The 16,373-nt window shown below is 61.9% G+C and carries 16 protein-coding genes; 14 read left to right on the top strand and 2 right to left on the bottom strand.

Annotated features, from left to right (window positions below; genetic code table 11):
• Nucleotides 1-40 precede the first annotated feature (40 nt).
• The 3 genes from AU252_RS12820 to AU252_RS12810 all read left to right on the top strand — a co-directional run bounded on the left by AU252_RS12820 (nucleotide 41) and on the right by AU252_RS12810 (nucleotide 3,801).
• On the top strand, nucleotides 41-1,987 hold the full coding sequence (locus tag AU252_RS12820) for a primary-amine oxidase (RefSeq protein WP_058931058.1): 1,947 nt from the start codon (nucleotides 41-43) through the stop codon (nucleotides 1,985-1,987).
• A gap of 127 nt (nucleotides 1,988-2,114) precedes the next feature.
• Entirely contained in the window at nucleotides 2,115-2,762 is a 648-nt protein-coding gene (locus AU252_RS12815; RefSeq protein ID WP_157768978.1) for a DUF5134 domain-containing protein, read from the top strand.
• A 313-nt stretch (nucleotides 2,763-3,075) separates the two neighbouring features.
• Complete coding sequence (locus AU252_RS12810; protein WP_058931056.1) at nucleotides 3,076-3,801, top strand: YcnI family copper-binding membrane protein; 726 nt, start codon at nucleotides 3,076-3,078, stop codon at nucleotides 3,799-3,801.
• A gap of 265 nt (nucleotides 3,802-4,066) precedes the next feature.
• Here the strand turns inward: AU252_RS12810 and AU252_RS12805 are convergent, their stop codons facing one another.
• Together AU252_RS12805 and AU252_RS12800 are read right to left on the bottom strand one after the other, a co-directional pair.
• Entirely contained in the window at nucleotides 4,067-4,357 is a 291-nt protein-coding gene (locus AU252_RS12805; RefSeq protein WP_058931055.1) for a hypothetical protein, read from the bottom strand.
• Nucleotides 4,358-4,514: 157 nt separating this feature from the next.
• Nucleotides 4,515-5,801, bottom strand: a complete 1,287-nt coding sequence (locus AU252_RS12800; protein ID WP_058931054.1) for an MFS transporter — start codon at nucleotides 5,799-5,801, stop codon at nucleotides 4,515-4,517.
• A gap of 408 nt (nucleotides 5,802-6,209) precedes the next feature.
• On the opposite strand from AU252_RS12800, the gene AU252_RS12795 reads away from it, so the two are divergent.
• From AU252_RS12795 to AU252_RS12750, 11 genes are all read left to right on the top strand, one after another.
• Complete coding sequence (locus tag AU252_RS12795; RefSeq protein ID WP_346425549.1) at nucleotides 6,210-7,772, top strand: aldehyde dehydrogenase; 1,563 nt, start codon at nucleotides 6,210-6,212, stop codon at nucleotides 7,770-7,772.
• 44 nt (nucleotides 7,773-7,816) lie between these two features.
• Complete coding sequence (locus tag AU252_RS12790) at nucleotides 7,817-8,164, top strand: RidA family protein (RefSeq protein WP_083510584.1); 348 nt, start codon at nucleotides 7,817-7,819, stop codon at nucleotides 8,162-8,164.
• A 3-nt stretch (nucleotides 8,165-8,167) separates the two neighbouring features.
• Nucleotides 8,168-9,202, top strand: a complete 1,035-nt coding sequence (locus AU252_RS12785; protein WP_083510371.1) for a PDR/VanB family oxidoreductase — start codon at nucleotides 8,168-8,170, stop codon at nucleotides 9,200-9,202.
• A 77-nt stretch (nucleotides 9,203-9,279) separates the two neighbouring features.
• Entirely contained in the window at nucleotides 9,280-10,224 is a 945-nt protein-coding gene (locus tag AU252_RS12780; RefSeq protein WP_240484166.1) for a VOC family protein, read from the top strand.
• Nucleotides 10,208-11,023, top strand: coding sequence for an alpha/beta fold hydrolase (locus AU252_RS12775; protein WP_240484165.1), 816 nt, complete (start codon nucleotides 10,208-10,210; stop codon nucleotides 11,021-11,023). The genes AU252_RS12780 and AU252_RS12775 overlap by 17 nt, the downstream gene beginning before the upstream one ends.
• A complete protein-coding gene (locus AU252_RS12770) occupies nucleotides 11,020-11,763 on the top strand; it encodes a 3-oxoacyl-ACP reductase family protein (protein WP_058931050.1) in 744 nt (247 codons plus the stop codon). Before AU252_RS12775 ends, AU252_RS12770 begins: the two co-directional genes overlap by 4 nt.
• Nucleotides 11,764-11,848: 85 nt before the next feature.
• Complete coding sequence (locus AU252_RS12765; RefSeq protein WP_058931049.1) at nucleotides 11,849-12,637, top strand: SDR family oxidoreductase; 789 nt, start codon at nucleotides 11,849-11,851, stop codon at nucleotides 12,635-12,637.
• A 74-nt stretch (nucleotides 12,638-12,711) separates the two neighbouring features.
• Entirely contained in the window at nucleotides 12,712-14,382 is a 1,671-nt protein-coding gene (locus AU252_RS12760; protein ID WP_058931048.1) for a thiamine pyrophosphate-binding protein, read from the top strand.
• 18 nt (nucleotides 14,383-14,400) lie between these two features.
• Complete coding sequence (locus AU252_RS12755) at nucleotides 14,401-15,024, top strand: alpha/beta fold hydrolase (protein ID WP_058931047.1); 624 nt, start codon at nucleotides 14,401-14,403, stop codon at nucleotides 15,022-15,024.
• Nucleotides 15,017-15,235 (top strand): recombinase-like helix-turn-helix domain-containing protein, encoded by a 219-nt coding sequence (locus AU252_RS23195; protein ID WP_083510370.1) that lies wholly within the window; start codon nucleotides 15,017-15,019, stop codon nucleotides 15,233-15,235. Before AU252_RS12755 ends, AU252_RS23195 begins: the two co-directional genes overlap by 8 nt.
• 3 nt (nucleotides 15,236-15,238) lie before the next feature.
• Entirely contained in the window at nucleotides 15,239-16,327 is a 1,089-nt protein-coding gene (locus AU252_RS12750) for a Rieske 2Fe-2S domain-containing protein (RefSeq protein ID WP_058931046.1), read from the top strand.
• Nucleotides 16,328-16,373 lie beyond the last annotated feature (46 nt).

Raw genomic sequence — 16,373 nt, 5'->3', positions numbered from 1 at the left:
TATTGACCCTCATTGCGAAGAAAGAACCAAGGAGAAAAGTATGTCTATCGACATTGAAACCGAAACTGTTGTAGGGGTAACGCACCCCCTGGATCCGCTTTCCCGGAATGAGATTTCCCGGGCGGCGTCCATCCTGAAGGACGGCCCGGCCGCGGCAGAGTCGTTCCGCTTCATCAGCATTGAGCTGCGCGAGCCTGAGAAGGAACTGCTGCGCAGCGGCGCTAAGACGGTGCGCGAGGCAGATGCAGTCCTCGTGGACCGTGCCGAGGGGCGTTCCTACGAAGCGATTGTCGACCTTGATGCGGGCATCGTCTCGAAGTGGACGCAGCTGGCTGCCAACATCCACCCGCCCTTCATGCTCGACGAGTTCGCCGAGGGTGAAGAGAGCTGCCGGAAGAACCCCGAGGTCCAGGCCGCCCTCGCCAAACGCGGCATCACCGACATGGGCCTGGTCTGCTTCGAACCGTGGTCCGTGGGCTACTTCGGCGAGGATAACGAGGGCCGGCGCCTGATGCGTGCCCTGGTCTTCGTCCGTCAGGAGGCCGACGACAGCCCGTACGCGCACCCGATCGAGAACTTCATCGTCATCGTTGACCTCAACTCCGGCGAGGTCGTCAAGGTCGAAGACGACCAGGCCATCCCCGTCCCCAGCGCCAGCGGCAACTACCTGCCCAAATACGTCGGCCCCGCCCGCACCGACCTCAAACCCATCTCCATCACCCAGCCCGAAGGCGCTTCCTTCAACGTCACCGGAAACCACGTCCAGTGGGCCGACTGGTCCTTCCGCGTCGGATTCACCCCCCGCGAAGGCCTGGTCCTCCACCAGCTGAAGTTCCGCAACAAAGACACCGAACGCCCCGTCATCAACCGCGCCTCACTCTCCGAAATGGTCGTCCCCTACGGCGACACCGCCCCCGTCCAGGCCAAAAAGAACGCCTTCGACTCCGGCGAATACAACATCGGCAACATGGCCAACTCCCTCACCCTGGGCTGCGACTGCCTCGGCGAAATCAAATACTTCGACGGCATCACCGCCGACAGCCACGGCAACCCGCTGACCATCGAAAACGCCATCTGCATGCACGAGGAAGACGACTCCATCCTCTGGAAGCACTTCGACTTCCGCGAAGGCACCACCGAAACCCGCCGCAGCCGCAAACTCGTCATCTCCTTCATCGCCACCGTCGCCAACTACGAATACGCCTTCTACTGGCACCTCTTCCTCGACGGCAGCATCGAATTCCTCGTCAAAGCCACCGGCATCCTCTCCACCGCCGGCCAGAAACCCGGCGAGAAAAGCCCCTACGGCCAGACCCTGAACAACGACGGACTCTACGCCCCGATCCACCAACACATGTTCAACGTCCGCATGGACTTCGAAATCGACGGCCCGAACAACGCCGTCTACGAAGTAGACATGGAAATCCCCGAAGACAACCCCACCCACACCGCCTTCATGGCAGTGGACCGGCTACTCGAAACCGAACAAGCCGCCATCCGGAAAACCGACTCCTCCAAACACCGCTTCTGGAAAATCGCCAACCGCGACAGCAAGAACATCGTGGACGAACCCGTCGCCTACCGCCTCATCCCCACCGACGGTATCCAACTGGCCGCCGGCGACGAATCCTACGTCAGCAAACGAGCCCAATTCGCCCGCAACAACCTCTGGGTCACCGCCTACGACCGCACCGAACGCTTCGCCGCCGGCGAATTCCCCAACCAAGCCACCGGCGCCGACGACGGCCTGCACATCTGGACCCAAAAAGACCGGAACATCGTCGACCAAGACCTCGTAGTCTGGTACACCTTCGGCATGCACCACGTCGTCCGCCTCGAAGACTGGCCCATCATGCCCCGCCAAAACATCGGCTTCATGCTCGAACCCCACGGCTTCTTCGACCAAAACCCCACCCTCAACCTCCCCAGCAACGAAAACCGAACCGAAACAACCACCACCGAAACATGCTGCACCACGGAAAAGTGAACCGACCAAGCTGACGAATCAGAGCTGGAAAAGGAACAACCCTAAACAGGCGGTCCCCGGTGCTGTGGCAGCAGCATCGGGGACCGTCCTGCACCTACCCAAACCCAGTAGTGAGAGCGTGATCCCCGTGTTCAATATCCCCGCCATTACCTGGGCCCTCACGGCCGTTCTGTTGCTTAGCGGGAGCTACCACTTCCTGCAGGCTACAAAGTCTCACCAGCGTACGGACCAGATCAACAAAAGCCTCCATGCACTCATGAACGTCCTCATGGCTGCCATGTTATGGAACCTCGTGCCGTCAACGACGCTGGCCCAGACCGCAGTCCTCACCGGTGCGGCGCTGTGGTTTGTTATACAGGCCGGCGCCCGGCCGGAATTCAAAACACTCTGCGCGGGTAACCAAGGGCGGCTAAAATGCCTGTACCACAGCCTCAGCATGGCTGGCGCTGCGGTCATGATTGCCATGATGGGTCAGGTCACCACCGGCCACGTTCCGGCAGGCGGAATGTCAATGCCGAACGCCCATCACTCGATGGCAGCCGCAGCCCCAAGCACGGCTGCAGCAACCTTTGACCACTCACCCGGTCTCGCGATCCTGCTGACAGTATTATTCGGAGCTGCGGCAGTGGTTTTCATTCTCCTTTTAGTGCGTTTCCGGGTAACGAAAACCACTCTCCGCGACACGGCGGCCTCGCGGCTTTCCGTCCGTGCAGAACACGGGCTGGAAGCTCTCGGCGCCGCCGTCATGGCCATGATGTTTGCCACCATGTCATGACCCTGGCAATTGATCGCCCACAAGCAACACAGTGCGTCGCGAAAACCCGAGCCCTATCCAACGCCGAGCGATCCACCCTCATAGAAAAGACTTGCGACTCAAGCCTCGAGGCCGGGGAGTGCTTCTTCTGCACCGGACCTGAGACCGACTGAGCGCAGCAGACCCCAGGGCCTTCCGTTGCCCAACGCGGAAGGCCCTGGTACCAAAAAAGCGAGCGGTCATACGATCCGAATGTGGACGCAGCTTCCTTAATGCCCATCGGCGCGGCGTCCGGTTCGGAGCCCGTGACACCGCTCTGAGAAAGGCAATCACGATGAACTCTTCAACCGGCCGCACGCCCAAGACAGCCGCGGTTCTGGCCGTTGCAACCTGTTTGATGACCTTCGGCGCTGGAGCCGCGTCAGCACACGTCGGCGTTACACCTGATTCAACATCTGAAGGTGGTTTCTCCCAACTGACATTCCGGGTCCCCAACGAATCCCAAACGGCCAAGACGACCAAACTCACAGTCACCCTCCCATCCGAAACGCCCTTCACGTCCGTGTCGGTCAAACCGATGGATGGCTGGACGGTCGAGGTCCTGGAAGCAGAGCTTGCAGCTCCTATAACTGTCAAGGGCGCAACGATCACGAAAGCTCCGGCCTCTGTTGTATGGACAGCAGATGAGGCGCATCAGATTTCCCAGCGGCAGTACCAGACCTTTTCTATCTCAGTGGGCCGGTTGCCGCACGCAGGAACTACCGTGCTGCTGCCGGCAGCCCAAACGTACTCCGACGGAACTGTTGTGAACTGGAGTGAGGCGGCAGTTGCCGGCCAAGCGAAGCCCGAGCATCCCGCGCCTTCCTTCATCGCCACCCCTCCGGCAGGTGCGCACGGCGCCGAAGCAACCGCAGATATTGAGGCGGCATCGGCTACCTCTGCCGTGTCCCACGATGCCGGCTCTGCGGCCCTTGGATGGGCAGGCCTGGGCACCGGCCTGCTGGGTCTGGCCGCCGGAGCAACCGCGCTGGCCAAGACTCGCAGGGTCGACAAGGACTAACACCGGAAGACTGGCGGGCGGCTCTGTCATGGGCGAGCCCTGCCTGCTCCTAGGGCCCGTACACCCTCTACTACCTGGCGGCAGCAGAGGGTGTACGGCGCGTCAGCGCGCTTAGACGCCGGCCTTGATCAACAGTGCATCAATCATCATGAAGAACTGGGCGCGGTGATCGGTAGCCTTCGGGTCGGTCATGTATTGAATGGCGGCTCCGTCGTAAATCATCAGAAAGATCCTCACCAGCGTAGGGAAGCCTATGAGGCACTGATCACCGCTGCTTTGGGAGGTGGGCGTACAAGCCGTCGGGAAGCTCATATGCCAGCCCGCCCACCACCACCGCGCGGAGGCCCGTCAGGACCGAGCCCCATATCGGCCTCCCCCGAAGCCGCGCCCACACGGCCGTGGCCGCAAAAGCGAGTGCGCCGAGCAGTACCAGCCGGTGCCCCACCGCGTGCGTTGGTGACCGGACGATGAAATTGAACGAGGCGGCCAGCCCGCAGGCCATCATGGCGGCAGCGAGCAGGACCAACAGCGCCCACAGCCCTTCGTTCCAACCCATCCAGTCCGCTAATCCGCGTCTGATCGGGCGACTTCTTCCGTGCCTTGAAGTGTCTGGGAAGCATTCCACTGGCGGCACGAGAATGAAGATCCAACCTATGTATATAGTCCCGCGCTGCCCCTGCCGGTCGTTGTCCAAGGGGCAGTGCGGGCAGGGTTTACGCTAGGTCCGAGGCGGCGCGGTGAGGCGATTTCGCCAGGTGTGCTGACATCGAAATCCGCGCTTTGGCTGCTGTGATCCGCCCTAGAATCAGCACCAACACCAGAGCGATGATCACGGGCACGCATACTGAGAGAACGATGATGCTGGTATCCACGCCGAGTCCGATGAGGACGCCGCCGAAGATCGGGCCGACAACCGATCCGAGTCGGCCCATTGAAGCCGCCCAGCCGATGCCGGCAGTCACCGTTGCCTGGGGGTACAGCGTCACTGCCACCGCGGCCTGGCCGATCATGCCGGCCTGAAGTCCGAGGCCGACGCCACCGAACACCAGCAGCAGCAGCGCTTTGTCCGGGCCGAGGAATGCAGAGATGACAAGGAACACGATCGCTGCTGCCGAGGTTCCAGCCAGGACCGACGTCATCCGGTATCGACTCGACCCGAGGATTAGTACGCAGGCACCGACGATGCTTCCTATGCCCAGGGCCGCGGACCCCAGCGGTGCTAGACCGGTGCTGAAGCCGTAGCTGGTGAGCAGGGTCGGCAACCACGACGAGAACACGTAGAACACGGCGAAGATGAGGAACGAAAAAGCCCACAGGAGAATCGTTCTGCTTCGTACGGAAGCATCGAACAGACGCGCAACTGACGCATGGCGCTTGGCCTCAGCCGCGTCGTTGGGCGTGCTCGATACGTGGCTACCGGACAATCCGAACCACAGGAACGGCAGAAGTACAGCAGAAGCGATAGCTCCGACAATGAACACCCATTCCCACCCGAATGCGCTCACGATACCGCTCCCGGCCAGCCCTGCAATGAGAGCCCCGAGTGAGATGCCCGTCATCACGGCCACCGCAATCGATTGACGCAAACGACCGGGATTGACTGCGGTCGCATGGGAGACAGCGGCCGGCAGCACGGCACCCAGTCCCAGGCCGGTCACGAAACGTAGAATCGTCAGCACCATAATCGAATCTGACCACGCCGTCAGCAGCGAACCCAGCGTGAACACCACGACTGCCGAAAAAATGACGTTTCTGGTGCCGAGCTTGGCCACGAGGCGCCCTACCGCCAGATACCCCAGAGCCACTCCAGCGCTGGTCAGCGCGAGCGCAGGAGTGAAGTGCGAGGGTTCAACACCCCAGTCCTTCGCAATCGCCGGTATGGACACCCCCAACGCGACCGTGTCGTATCCATCGAGCACTACAGCGGCACATGCGAGACAAAGTACCCACCAATTCGGTTTGGTCTCGTCCTGCTTCTTGGGTTCGATCATCGTCTCCATCGGACATCCTTAAGGTTGTGAGGGCTTCGAATTCAGTCTCGAAGCGGGGGATGCCACCATCATCGGCGGCTCGCCAGTCAGTGCCGTGGACGAGGTGCACGCTCGCAGGCTACGTCATGGCGATTTTCTCCGTTCAAGCCCGACATGTGCTCTCTCGCCGTCGGCCCGGCCATAAATACGCGGGCTGGCGAGGTAGGCAAGTGTGGTGAAGATCATGCCACTGCGTTAGTTCTATCTCCTTAGTGCTTAAAGGTCAAGCCCCCACTTCCTTGACACAAAGTATCTTAGTACTGTTATTCTTTGGCATGACCTAGTTCACATTCCGGGTCGCCCCCGCGACCTGCGGGACAAGCCGCGAACAACGTCGACGGCAGCATGAGTGACTATGAAGATTGGTGGACCCTGAGGATGACAACGCAGAGTAGCGCGGGCATCGCGGACCGGCCGGCGGGTACGGGCTCCGAAGGATTCGACCCCACCCTCGGCTCTGAACCGGGCATGGACACGCTGGACGAAATTTATGTCGGCGGGGTCTGGACCCGGGGCGCGGGGGCACTGATCGAGTCCGTCAATCCCGCAACGTCAGAGGTGTTCGCGACGCTCCATGGTGCCACCATTGACGATGTTGATCTAGCAGTTACGGCCGGCCTGGCGGCCATTGAAGAGTCCGGCTGGGCCCGTAGGCTACCGCACGAACGCGCTGCTGTTCTGCACAGGATCGGTTCGGCTATCGAAGCCAATGCTGACCGCATCGCTATTCTTCAGACCCAGGACACCGGTAAAACCCTCAAAGAGACACGTGGGCTGGCAATGAGCGCTGCTGCCACCTTCCGTTTCACCGCGTCAGCCCTGGAAACTATGGAGGACGCGTTAACCCCGCCGCGGGGTGACTACCTGAGCATCTCCACCTATGAACATATCGGCGTGGTAGCTGCCATCACGCCATGGAACTCCCCGATCGCCAGCGACGCGCAAAAGGTTGCCCCGGCACTTGCTGCGGGCAACGCCGTCGTGATCAAACCGCCGGTCTGGGCCCCGTGGGTGTCGCTGCTGCTGGCAAGGATCTGTGACGAGGCAGGATTGCCTTCGGGTCTGCTTTCGGTGCTTCCGGGCCCGGGACGGACCGTCGGGGATGCGCTGGCACGGCACAGGGATGTCGGCAAGGTCTCCTTCACCGGCGGCACCTCGACCGGCCGGCAGCTGGGCCGCATCGCGGCCGAGAAAATCATGCCGATCACGCTGGAACTGGGCGGAAAATCGCCAACCATCGTTTTTTCGGACGCGGACCTGGATCAAGCCGTCGCGGGGGTGCTCTACGGAATCTTTTCCTCAAGCGGACAGAGCTGCATCGCGGGTTCGCGGATATTTATCCAGCGGGCCATCTATGACACCGTCCTGGCGCGCTTGGTCGAGGGGGCCAAAGCCCTGCGGGTGGGTCCAGGAACCGAGGCGGGCACGCAGGTTGCACCGCTTGTTGCCCACGCCCATAGGGATTCCGTTGAAAAGATGGTTGAGGACGCACGGGCAGCCGGAGCACAGATCCTGTGCGGCGGCGCACGGCCGGTGGAGGCGGAACTACAGCAGGGTGCCTACTACCTGCCCACCGTCATTGCCGGTGTGACCAACTCCGACCTGATCTGCCAGGAGGAGATCTTCGGTCCTGTGGCAGTGGTTCTTCCCTTTGATGATGAAGCTGATCTGCTCGCCCAGGCCAACGACAGTGTGTTTGGTCTGGCCTGCGGCATCTGGACGGCAGACTACCGGCGGGCCTGGCGCATTGCGCGCGCCGTTGCTGCGGGCACTGTCTGGATCAACACGTACAAGCAGTTCAGCATTGCTACCCCCTTTAGCGGGATCAAGGAAAGCGGTCTGGGAACCGAAAAAGGCAGGGACGGCATCCGCTCCTACATGCGCCAAAAGAGCATCTACGTGGATCTTTCCGGTGCCCCGTTGCCATGGGCCGGCGCATGAGACCTGCAGCATATTCCAATCCATCCCCGATGAAAGGCAAGTCAGTGAGTGCTCACCCCTACAGTCCGGCATATCAGGCCGGAGGTTTCGGCTTTGTGTCCGGGGCGTTGTCCGTTGATGAAAACTACACGCCCGTCAGTGGTCGGCTCGAAGCCATTGAGGCCGCTTCGACCAGGCTCTCGGAGCGGTTGGCAACCATCGGCATGTCTATGCAGGACATCGTCAAGACCACCTACTTCGTCACGGACCTGACCCTGCGCGAAGAAGCCAACAGCCACTATGAGCAACTCTTCAGTGCTCCCCGGCCGGCCCGGACCTTCGTGGAAGTTTCTGCGCTGCCATACGGTGCCACGGTGGAAATTGAAGCCATCGCGCACCGTGGCCAGGAGTGAACCATGACTACCGCCATTTTGAACACACGGGGACCGGAAGTATCCCCCCAGCCGGTTCCCGCCAATGAAGGGGCAGTAGCCGGGGAGCCCCCCGCACGGACCCTGAGGGTACAGCAGAAGACCTGGGAAGCGGACGGCGCTACCAGCGTCACGTTCGCTGATCCGTCCGGGGCGAAATTGCCGCAATGGCAGCCAGGTTCGCACTTGAGCCTTCATCTGCCCAACGGGCTCATACGCGAGTACTCGCTGTGCTCGAATCCGCTGGATTCGAGCAGCTGGACAGTGGCTGTGCTGCGGACGCCTGATTCACGGGGTGGCAGCCAACTGGTCCACGAGGGTTTGCCGGTGGGATCGCTCCTTAAGGTTGAAGGCCCGCGCAATAACTTCGCGCTCGAAGACGCCGGACGCTACGTGCTCGTGGCCGGCGGAATCGGCATCACCCCGATCATCTCCATGGCACGGGAACTTCAGGCGGCAGGGGCGGACTGGTCGCTGCTCTACACCGGCCGGTCCAGGGGCACTATGGCCTTTCTGCCTGAGATCGTGGCCCTTCCGCAGGACCGGATTACCATCCACGCCGATGACGAGGCCAACGGCAGTTACCCTGACCTGGCCGCCGCTGTCGGAACCCTGAGCCCGGATGCGCTGGTCTACGCCTGTGGTCCGGAACCATTGCTGAAGGCTGTTGCCGGGGCCATGCAGGACGAAGCCCAGCTTCGGATCGAGCGGTTCAAGGCACCGGAGAAGGTAATCGTCGCGGAACAGAGCGAATCAGCGTTTGACGTGGTGTGCAACAGCACCGGCCAACGCATTCCTGTGGCGCCTGATGTATCTGTCCTTGATGCTCTCAACAACGCCGGTGTTGACGTTCCCAGCTCCTGTGCGGAGGGAATCTGCGGTACGTGCGAAACCCGTGTCATCAGCGGCGAGGTGGAACACCGTGATTTTCTCCTCAGCCAGGCTGAGCAGGCCGCGAACAAGTCAATGTTCGTCTGCGTCTCGCGTTGCCGTTCGGCCGAACTGATTCTTGATCTTTAAACCTCGAAAAGTAAGAAGGTAGCCCCATGAATTTCTTTGCAGCAGAGCCTGTCTGTAAGTTGCGATCTCTTCGGTCAGTGTCCTTGAAGGTACCGGAAACGGCGCGTGCCAAGGATTTCTATCACGAGGTTTGGGGCCTTTCCACCGTTGAGGAGGACAGTGACCGCTTCTGGCTTCGCGGAACCGGCTCGGAGCACCACATTCTGAAGCTGGAAAAGGGCCAGCAGAACGCCCTTGGCGGCGTGGCCTTCGCCCTCGCTACGCCCCAGGAGGTGGACCAGGCCGCAGCTAAGCTCACCGCTCTGGGTATTCCCCTCTTCCGCGAGCCAGGACCATTGGACGACGCTGCAGGCGGTTACGGCCTGCAGCTGGTTGACCCCGAGGGAAGACTTGTTGAACTTTCCGCTGATGTTCATGCCGTCCTCAACCAAGAGCCTGCGGGGCGGCGGGCGATCCCGCGCAAGATCGCCCACGTCGTGCTGAACACTATTGACATTGACCGGGCTACGGCCTTCTACACCCAAGTTTTGGGGATGCGGGTCTCGGACTGGTCCGAGCATCAGATGTCATTTCTTCGGTGCAATTCCGAGCACCATGTCATCGCCTTCAATCGGGCCCCCTGGACAGCGGTCAACCATGTGGCGTACGAAATGCAGAGCATCGACCATTTCATGCGCGGCATCGGGTCCCTCAAAACCCACGGTATTGCCCCCCAGTGGGGTCCGGGCCGCCACGGTCCCGGGGATAACACCTTCTCCTACTTCACCGACCCTTCAGGCCTTGTATGTGAGTACACCTCTGAAGTGGCGCAGGTTGATGAAGACAGCTGGCTGTGCCGTACGTGGAAGCGGACTCCCGAGCTGTCGGACCAGTGGGGAACTGCCGGGCCGCCCACGGTTGATGTTCGCACCGCTATGGCCGGAATCCCCGATGACGGCTACCGCTCGCTGGTTGTTCCGGGTAGCGCCGACTACTTCACTGTTCCCTCGGTAGATGCGGCAAACCATGCAGCAGCCCACTGAGGTGGCTACCGCCATCCGAAACCTGGACAGCCGTATTTCCCTCCACGGCGTATCGCTGGTGGTCCGCGGCGAAGGAGCGCCTGTCTTCCTGATGCATGGCATCGGGGGAAATGCCTCATCCTGCGGGGCGTTGGCGCAACTGCTCAGTGAGGCCGGCCACCGCACGTTCTGCTGGGATGCGCCCGGCTACGGGGAATCTGCGGATCCGCGGGGCCCGGTGGACCACTCCGGGCTCGTCCTGCAGATCTTGGCTTCCCTCGCCGTCGGACCCGCCCACCTGATCGGGACCTCGTGGGGAGGAGTTATCGCCACCAAAGCGGCAGCGCAAGCACCGGATGCTGTCCGCTCTCTGGTTCTAGCGGACAGCACCCGCGGTTCGGCTGTTACCGGGGATTCGGCGGACAGGATGCTGGCGCGCATCCCGGAACTGGCCGCAATGGGGCCAGAAGCCTTTGCCGGCCGACGGGCTTCCCGGCTGCTCTCGCCAGCAGCGGATGCTGTCACGGCCGCGGCGGTCAGGTCCGAGATGGCCGCGGTCCGCCTGCCCGGGTATACCGCCGCAGCGACGATGATGGCAGCCACCGACACGTCGGATGTGTTGCCGTCTCTGCAGGTACCGTCACTGGTCCTGGTCGGCGAAGACGATGTAGTTACCGGCGTGGCAGAATCCAGGGTCCTCGCCGAATCCATACCAAATGCCTCGTTAGAAGTCATTCCGCGTGCAGGCCATGCCGCAGTGCAGGAGAAGCCTGCAGAGATGGCGTCATCGATTCTTGAGTTCTGGAAAGGGCTGTCATGACACGGTTGATAGTAATCACCGGCTCCGGCCGCGGACTGGGGTTCAGTATTGCCGAACGGCTGGCGGCCGACGGTGACCGCGTCGTCATCGCCGAGAAGAACGCCGAGCTCGCCGAACAGGCAGCCGCGACGCTGCGGGAACGCGGACTCGATGCCACGGCAATCATTACCGACATCGCCGACAAGGCCTCCGTCGCGGCCTTGGCCGACGCCGTCTGGAAGCTAGGCGGCGCAGATGGGCTGGTCAACAATGCCGCCCTCGCCGACGGAGTCGGCGGCGACGCATTCTGGGACCTTGACGAGGATTTCTTCCAGCGGGTCATGACCGTCAACACCTACGGTACCTGGCTCGTGAGCAAGCACCTCTATCCACACTTAGCGAAAAAGCAGACGGGCTCCATCGTCAATATCGCGTCCGATGCCGCCCTGTACGGGTCTCCGCGCCTTGTCCACTACGTCGGCTCCAAAGGTGCGGTCCTGGCGATGACCCGGACCATGGCCCGCGACGCGGGAGCAGCCGGGATCCGCGTCAACGCCGTCGCCCCAGGCCTGACCAGGGTCGAAGCAACCGAGTCCGTTCCGTCCTCCCGCTATCAGCTTTATGAGGACAACAGGGTACTCACACGGGACCAGGTACCCGAGGACGTCTCCGGCGTGGTCCAATTCCTGCTCTCCGACGCGGCGGCGTTCATCACAGGTCAAAACATCGTTGTGGACGGCGGCTTTGTTATGGGGCACTAAGGCGGCCTTCGCCGACCTATGAACATCCCCTTCCGAAAACTACCCCATGATGCCGACCACCGGCTAACGATCAAGGAGATCCCAGATGGACCTGCAACTCAAGGACCGCACCGTCGTCGTGACAGGCGCGAGTTCCGGTGTCGGCCTGGCCACCGCCCACTACCTGCTCGCGGAAGGCGCCAAAGTAGCTGCTTGCGCCCGTGATGCCGGGCGCCTCGCCGCAGCCTTCGATCAATTTGCCTGGGCCGACAAGAACTCCATCTACCTCGCCTCCTGCGACGTCACTGACCGCCAAGCGACGGACGCATTCGTCGCCGGGACGCTGGATAGCTTTGGCACCGTGGATGGGCTGGTCTGCAATGCCGGCCGTTCCCTCATGGCCACGTTGGATGAGACGACTGACGAACAGTTCCGCGACGAATTCGACCTCAAGATATTCGGCGTTTTGAACATGGTGCGATCCGCTCGTGCCGCACTTGCCGCATCGGCGCAGGGATCGGTGGTCAACGTGAATGCCATCCTGTCCCGCCAGCCCGAGCTGCGCCTGGCAGCTACTTCGGCCGCCCGCGCCGGGTTGCTGAACTTGTCCCATTCGATCGCAGATGATCTCGCCGGGGACGGTACCCGGGTCAACTCGGTGCTGCTGGGACTGATCGACACCGGCCAGTGGCGCCGGCGATTTGAGAATTCCGGCAGCGGGCTGGACTTCACGGACTGGAGCGCCGAGATCACGAAAGACCGGGGGGTAAAGCTGGGCCGCTTCGGCACTGCCGAAGAAGTCGCCTTCCACATTCTCACCCTTCTATCCCCGCTTAGCGGCTATACAACGGGAGCCACGATCGACGTCGGCGGCGGTGTTGGCCGCTATGTGTAAGCCACCCGCCAATCCGGCTTCCGCTGCACGGCCTCCCCGGCGGACCCGGCCCTGATCTACGAAAGAGATAAGACATGTCACAGGAACAAGCAACAGAAATACCCCGGGATCCTACGGGCGGGGACATCCTCGTCCGCGTCATGCGCAGGCACGGCATTGACACCGCTTTTGGGGTGATCAGCATCCACAACCTTCCCCTGGTCGAGGCCGTGGACCGGGAACTGAACTTTGTAGCAGTCCGCCACGAAGCCGCCGCAGTTAATGCGGCCGACGCTTACGCGCGCGCTTCGGGTAAGTTCGGTGTGGCCCTGACCAGCACCGGCACCGGAGCGGGCAATGCAGCCGGCTCCATGGTGGAGGCACTGACTGCGGGCAGCAGGGTGCTGCACATCACGGGCCAGATCGACAGCGAATACCTCGGAAGCAACCGGGGAGTGATCCATGAGGTCCCTCGCCAGCTGCAGATGCTTCAAGCAGTATCCGGTTACGCACGGACGATCTTCAACGAGAAAGATGCGGAGGCGGATCTGGAGGAGGCTATTGCGCACCTGCTCACTCTTCCGCACACACCAGCCAGCCTGGAATGGCCCATCGATCTGCAATACCTGGCCCTCCCGGAAGACCAGCGCCCGGCCGACACCCCCAGCCCGGCAGCTGTCTCCTTCGATCATGACGCCGTGGCTGAAGCCGTGAAATTGCTCTCTCAAGCCAAAAGACCCCTTATCTGGGCAGGCGGTGGAGCCGCCGGCGCCGGTACCGCCCTGGCTGAGCTGCTGCACCGCCTCGGGGCCGGGCTGCTGACCAGCAACTCGGGCAGGGGCGTAGTACCCGAAGACGACGATCAGGTGATCGGAAACTTCGCCACCACGCCCGAGGCCGCCGCGCTCATTGCGGATGCGGACCTGCTGCTGAGTGTTGGAACGCATTTTCGTTCCAATGAAACGAAACACTACTCAATGACCTTGCCCAGGCCGCACATCCAGCTTGATATTGATCCTGCCGCCATCGGCCGGGTTTACCCGGCTGATGTCGGGCTGGAGGGTGATTCACGGATCCTGCTCGAAGAGATCGTTAAGAAACTCCCCGCGCACAGCGTCGAAGCAGGCTGGACCGAGCGGGTCCGCGCGACCCGCCGCAGTGTCCGGGCCGCCCTGACCGAATACATCGGCGGGTATGCCGAGATCTGCGAAAGCCTTCGCCGCCGGCTTGACCGTGAATCAGTGATCGCCCGCGACGTGACGATCCCCTCCAGCCAATGGGGCAACCGCCTGCTGGAAATTTACTCGCGGGAGACGAACATTTTCCCGCTCGGCGGCGGCATTGGCCAGGGACTTGCGATGGGTATCGGTGCCGCCTGCGCCCGGCCCGGAATCCCGACGGCGGTGATCGTCGGTGACGGCGGACTGGCGGTCCACCTCGGTGAGCTTGCCTCCCTGGGCGGGTCGGGTGCCTGGTGCGTAGTGCTGGTCTTCAATGACAGCGGCTACGGGGTCCTTCGGAACATGCAAAAAGCCAACGGCTTCGCCGAAGCCGGCGTGGACCTTTACACACCGGACTTCGATTTGTTGGCCCAATCACTTCGCCTGCCGTTTTGGCGGGTCCGTGGTTCCGGGCAGTTCGACCAGGCCCTGGCAGAAGCGCTGGCAGTTCCGGGACCGGCAGTTATCGAAATTGATGTCACCGCCCTGGACCCAGCCCCGGGAGCCTTTGTGCCGCCGGTGCATATCCCCAGCCGGAACCACTAGACGCACGAGGAGGAAATCATGGAACCGACAGAAACTCTAACCTGGGACGGCCCGGAACTGGAAGCAGGGCAGATCCGGCATCGCGTCGTCTGTCTTCACAACGGCGCCGGAGCCGGAGAGTGGTTCGCGCATCAGATAGCCGCCTACGACGCCGTGGCCTGGGACGTTCCGGACGGTGTCATTCCGGACGCCGCTGGCTCACCAGACCAGATTGAGGCATGGGTGACAACTGCTGCGGCAGCGCTGCGGGACGGCGGGGTCACCCCGGTGCACCTAGTGGCCTCCGGCCGTGCCGTCTACGGCACGATCGTGCTCGCGGGCCGTTATCCCGAGCTGGTCAAAAGCATGATTCTTGGCGACCCGGAAGTTGACATCTCCATCGAGGGATATGCCCGTTCGCTCCAACTCGTTCAGGCCCCATCGCTGGTTATCGCCGCCGCGCCGCACGCGGACACAGATATTAACGAGCCCCAGAGCATCGCTGGCGGCATCGACAATGGCGTCTTCGTCATTATCGAAAATACCGCCGTCCCCGCACACCGAACAAGGGCTGACTCTTTCAACGAGTGGGCCACATCATTCATGACCATCGCCGAAGGCCTGCACACCTTCGCCGAATCAGAGGAGGACTTCCGTGCCTGAACAGTACCTAGAACCGAATCAGGCCCGCACCGGGCCTGCGACTCCCTACGAGAAGAAACTCGCCGGGGCACTCAGCGAGATCTTCGCCGGCGGCTCAAAAGATCTGCCAGGAGTGGTTGCAGGTTTGAACGGCCTCGGTCTAAATGCTCCGGATGGCAGCCCGTGGGACGAAGCCCGTTTCCGCGCCGAAATGCGACGATTGGGAGAATAAGAAATGACAACTACAACACCAACCGCACGTCCCACCGGCGGCAAGAGCAGGACAAAAAACGTCGTGGGCGTCCGCCACGAAGTCGATGCCAAGGAACTGGCAGCGATGGGCCTGCGGGACCGCTGGTACCCCATCTACCCCTCCCGCTTTGTCGGCGTTGGGGACATGGTCAAGGTCAAGCGCCTGGGCGTGGACTGGCTGCTGTTTCGCGATGCCACCGGACGTATTCGCATGCTAGAGGACCGCTGCCCCCACCGCAGCGCCCCCCTCTCAGTCGGTCAGCACCTCGGAGACCGCGTGGCCTGCAAATATCACGGAGTGCAGGTCGATGGAAACGGTACGGTAATTTCCGTTCCTGGCATGCCCGGATGTGCCCTCGAAGGCCGAACCGTTACCACGTCGCTGGCAGTTGCAGAAGCAGCCGACACCATCTTTGCGTTCATGCCACTGACAGCTGACTCCGAGGTAACGGAGTTCAAGCTGCCGGACCGCTTGGCCAATCCGGAAGTTTCCTGGTTCTCGAACTTCGCGGAATGGAAGGGGCCCTGGCGCTTCTACATGGACAACGTCCTGGATCCGATGCACGGCGCTTTCCTCCACCGCGACTCACACTCCATGTTCGGCGGAGACACCAGCGCCCGCTTCCGCATCCGCGAAACTGATCGCGGCTTCTTCTTTGAGAAGACAGACCAGCGCGGCGTGAACTTCGACTGGGTCGAATACTGCCGCGAAGCTATGGACTACGTCGATCTGGAAATCCCCTATGCCGAGTCTGCAGGGCCCGGCGGGAATTTTGGCATCGTCGGTATGGCCACTCCCATTGATGCAAACAACTCGGCAATTTTCCACTGGCGTACCCGCACCGTCTCCGACTGGGAGCGGGACGTCTGGCGGTTCATGTACAAGGCGACACTTGAAGAAAAGCACTGGGCAGTCCTTGAACAGGACCGCGAAGTCCTCGAAGCACTCGCCGCAGACGCCGACAAAGATGAACATCTCTACCAGCATGACCTTGGCGTCGCACGGATCAGGCGCATATACGAAGCCGACGCAGAAAAGCAGGCCGCCGTCCTCAGAGGGGAAGGCCTGTAACGGAGGACTCCATGTTGCTGGACGGTGGAAATCGAAGCACAAGGGA

The sequence above is a fragment of the Pseudarthrobacter sulfonivorans genome (genome assembly GCF_001484605.1).
Taxonomy (GTDB): Bacteria; Actinomycetota; Actinomycetes; order Actinomycetales; family Micrococcaceae; genus Arthrobacter; species Arthrobacter sulfonivorans_A.
Note: the sequence above shows the minus strand (reverse complement) of the source record. Positions and strands in the feature narration are given on the sequence as shown.

What these genes read in the sequence shown, in the direction of transcription:
- AU252_RS12820 (WP_058931058.1), top strand. Translation starts at nt 41, where the DNA reads ATGTCTATCGACATTGAAACCGAAACTGTTGTAGGGGTAACGCACCCC.
- AU252_RS12810 (WP_058931056.1), top strand. Translation starts at nt 3,076, where the DNA reads ATGAACTCTTCAACCGGCCGCACGCCCAAGACAGCCGCGGTTCTGGCC.
- AU252_RS12805 (WP_058931055.1), bottom strand. Translation starts at nt 4,357, where the DNA reads ATGGGTTGGAACGAAGGGCTGTGGGCGCTGTTGGTCCTGCTCGCTGCC.
- AU252_RS12800 (WP_058931054.1), bottom strand. Translation starts at nt 5,801, where the DNA reads ATGGAGACGATGATCGAACCCAAGAAGCAGGACGAGACCAAACCGAAT.
- AU252_RS12795 (WP_346425549.1), top strand. Translation starts at nt 6,210, where the DNA reads ATGACAACGCAGAGTAGCGCGGGCATCGCGGACCGGCCGGCGGGTACG.
- AU252_RS12785 (WP_083510371.1), top strand. Translation starts at nt 8,168, where the DNA reads ATGACTACCGCCATTTTGAACACACGGGGACCGGAAGTATCCCCCCAG.
- AU252_RS12775 (WP_240484165.1), top strand. Translation starts at nt 10,208, where the DNA reads ATGCAGCAGCCCACTGAGGTGGCTACCGCCATCCGAAACCTGGACAGC.
- AU252_RS12770 (WP_058931050.1), top strand. Translation starts at nt 11,020, where the DNA reads ATGACACGGTTGATAGTAATCACCGGCTCCGGCCGCGGACTGGGGTTC.
- AU252_RS12765 (WP_058931049.1), top strand. Translation starts at nt 11,849, where the DNA reads ATGGACCTGCAACTCAAGGACCGCACCGTCGTCGTGACAGGCGCGAGT.
- AU252_RS12760 (WP_058931048.1), top strand. Translation starts at nt 12,712, where the DNA reads ATGTCACAGGAACAAGCAACAGAAATACCCCGGGATCCTACGGGCGGG.
- AU252_RS12755 (WP_058931047.1), top strand. Translation starts at nt 14,401, where the DNA reads ATGGAACCGACAGAAACTCTAACCTGGGACGGCCCGGAACTGGAAGCA.
- AU252_RS12750 (WP_058931046.1), top strand. Translation starts at nt 15,239, where the DNA reads ATGACAACTACAACACCAACCGCACGTCCCACCGGCGGCAAGAGCAGG.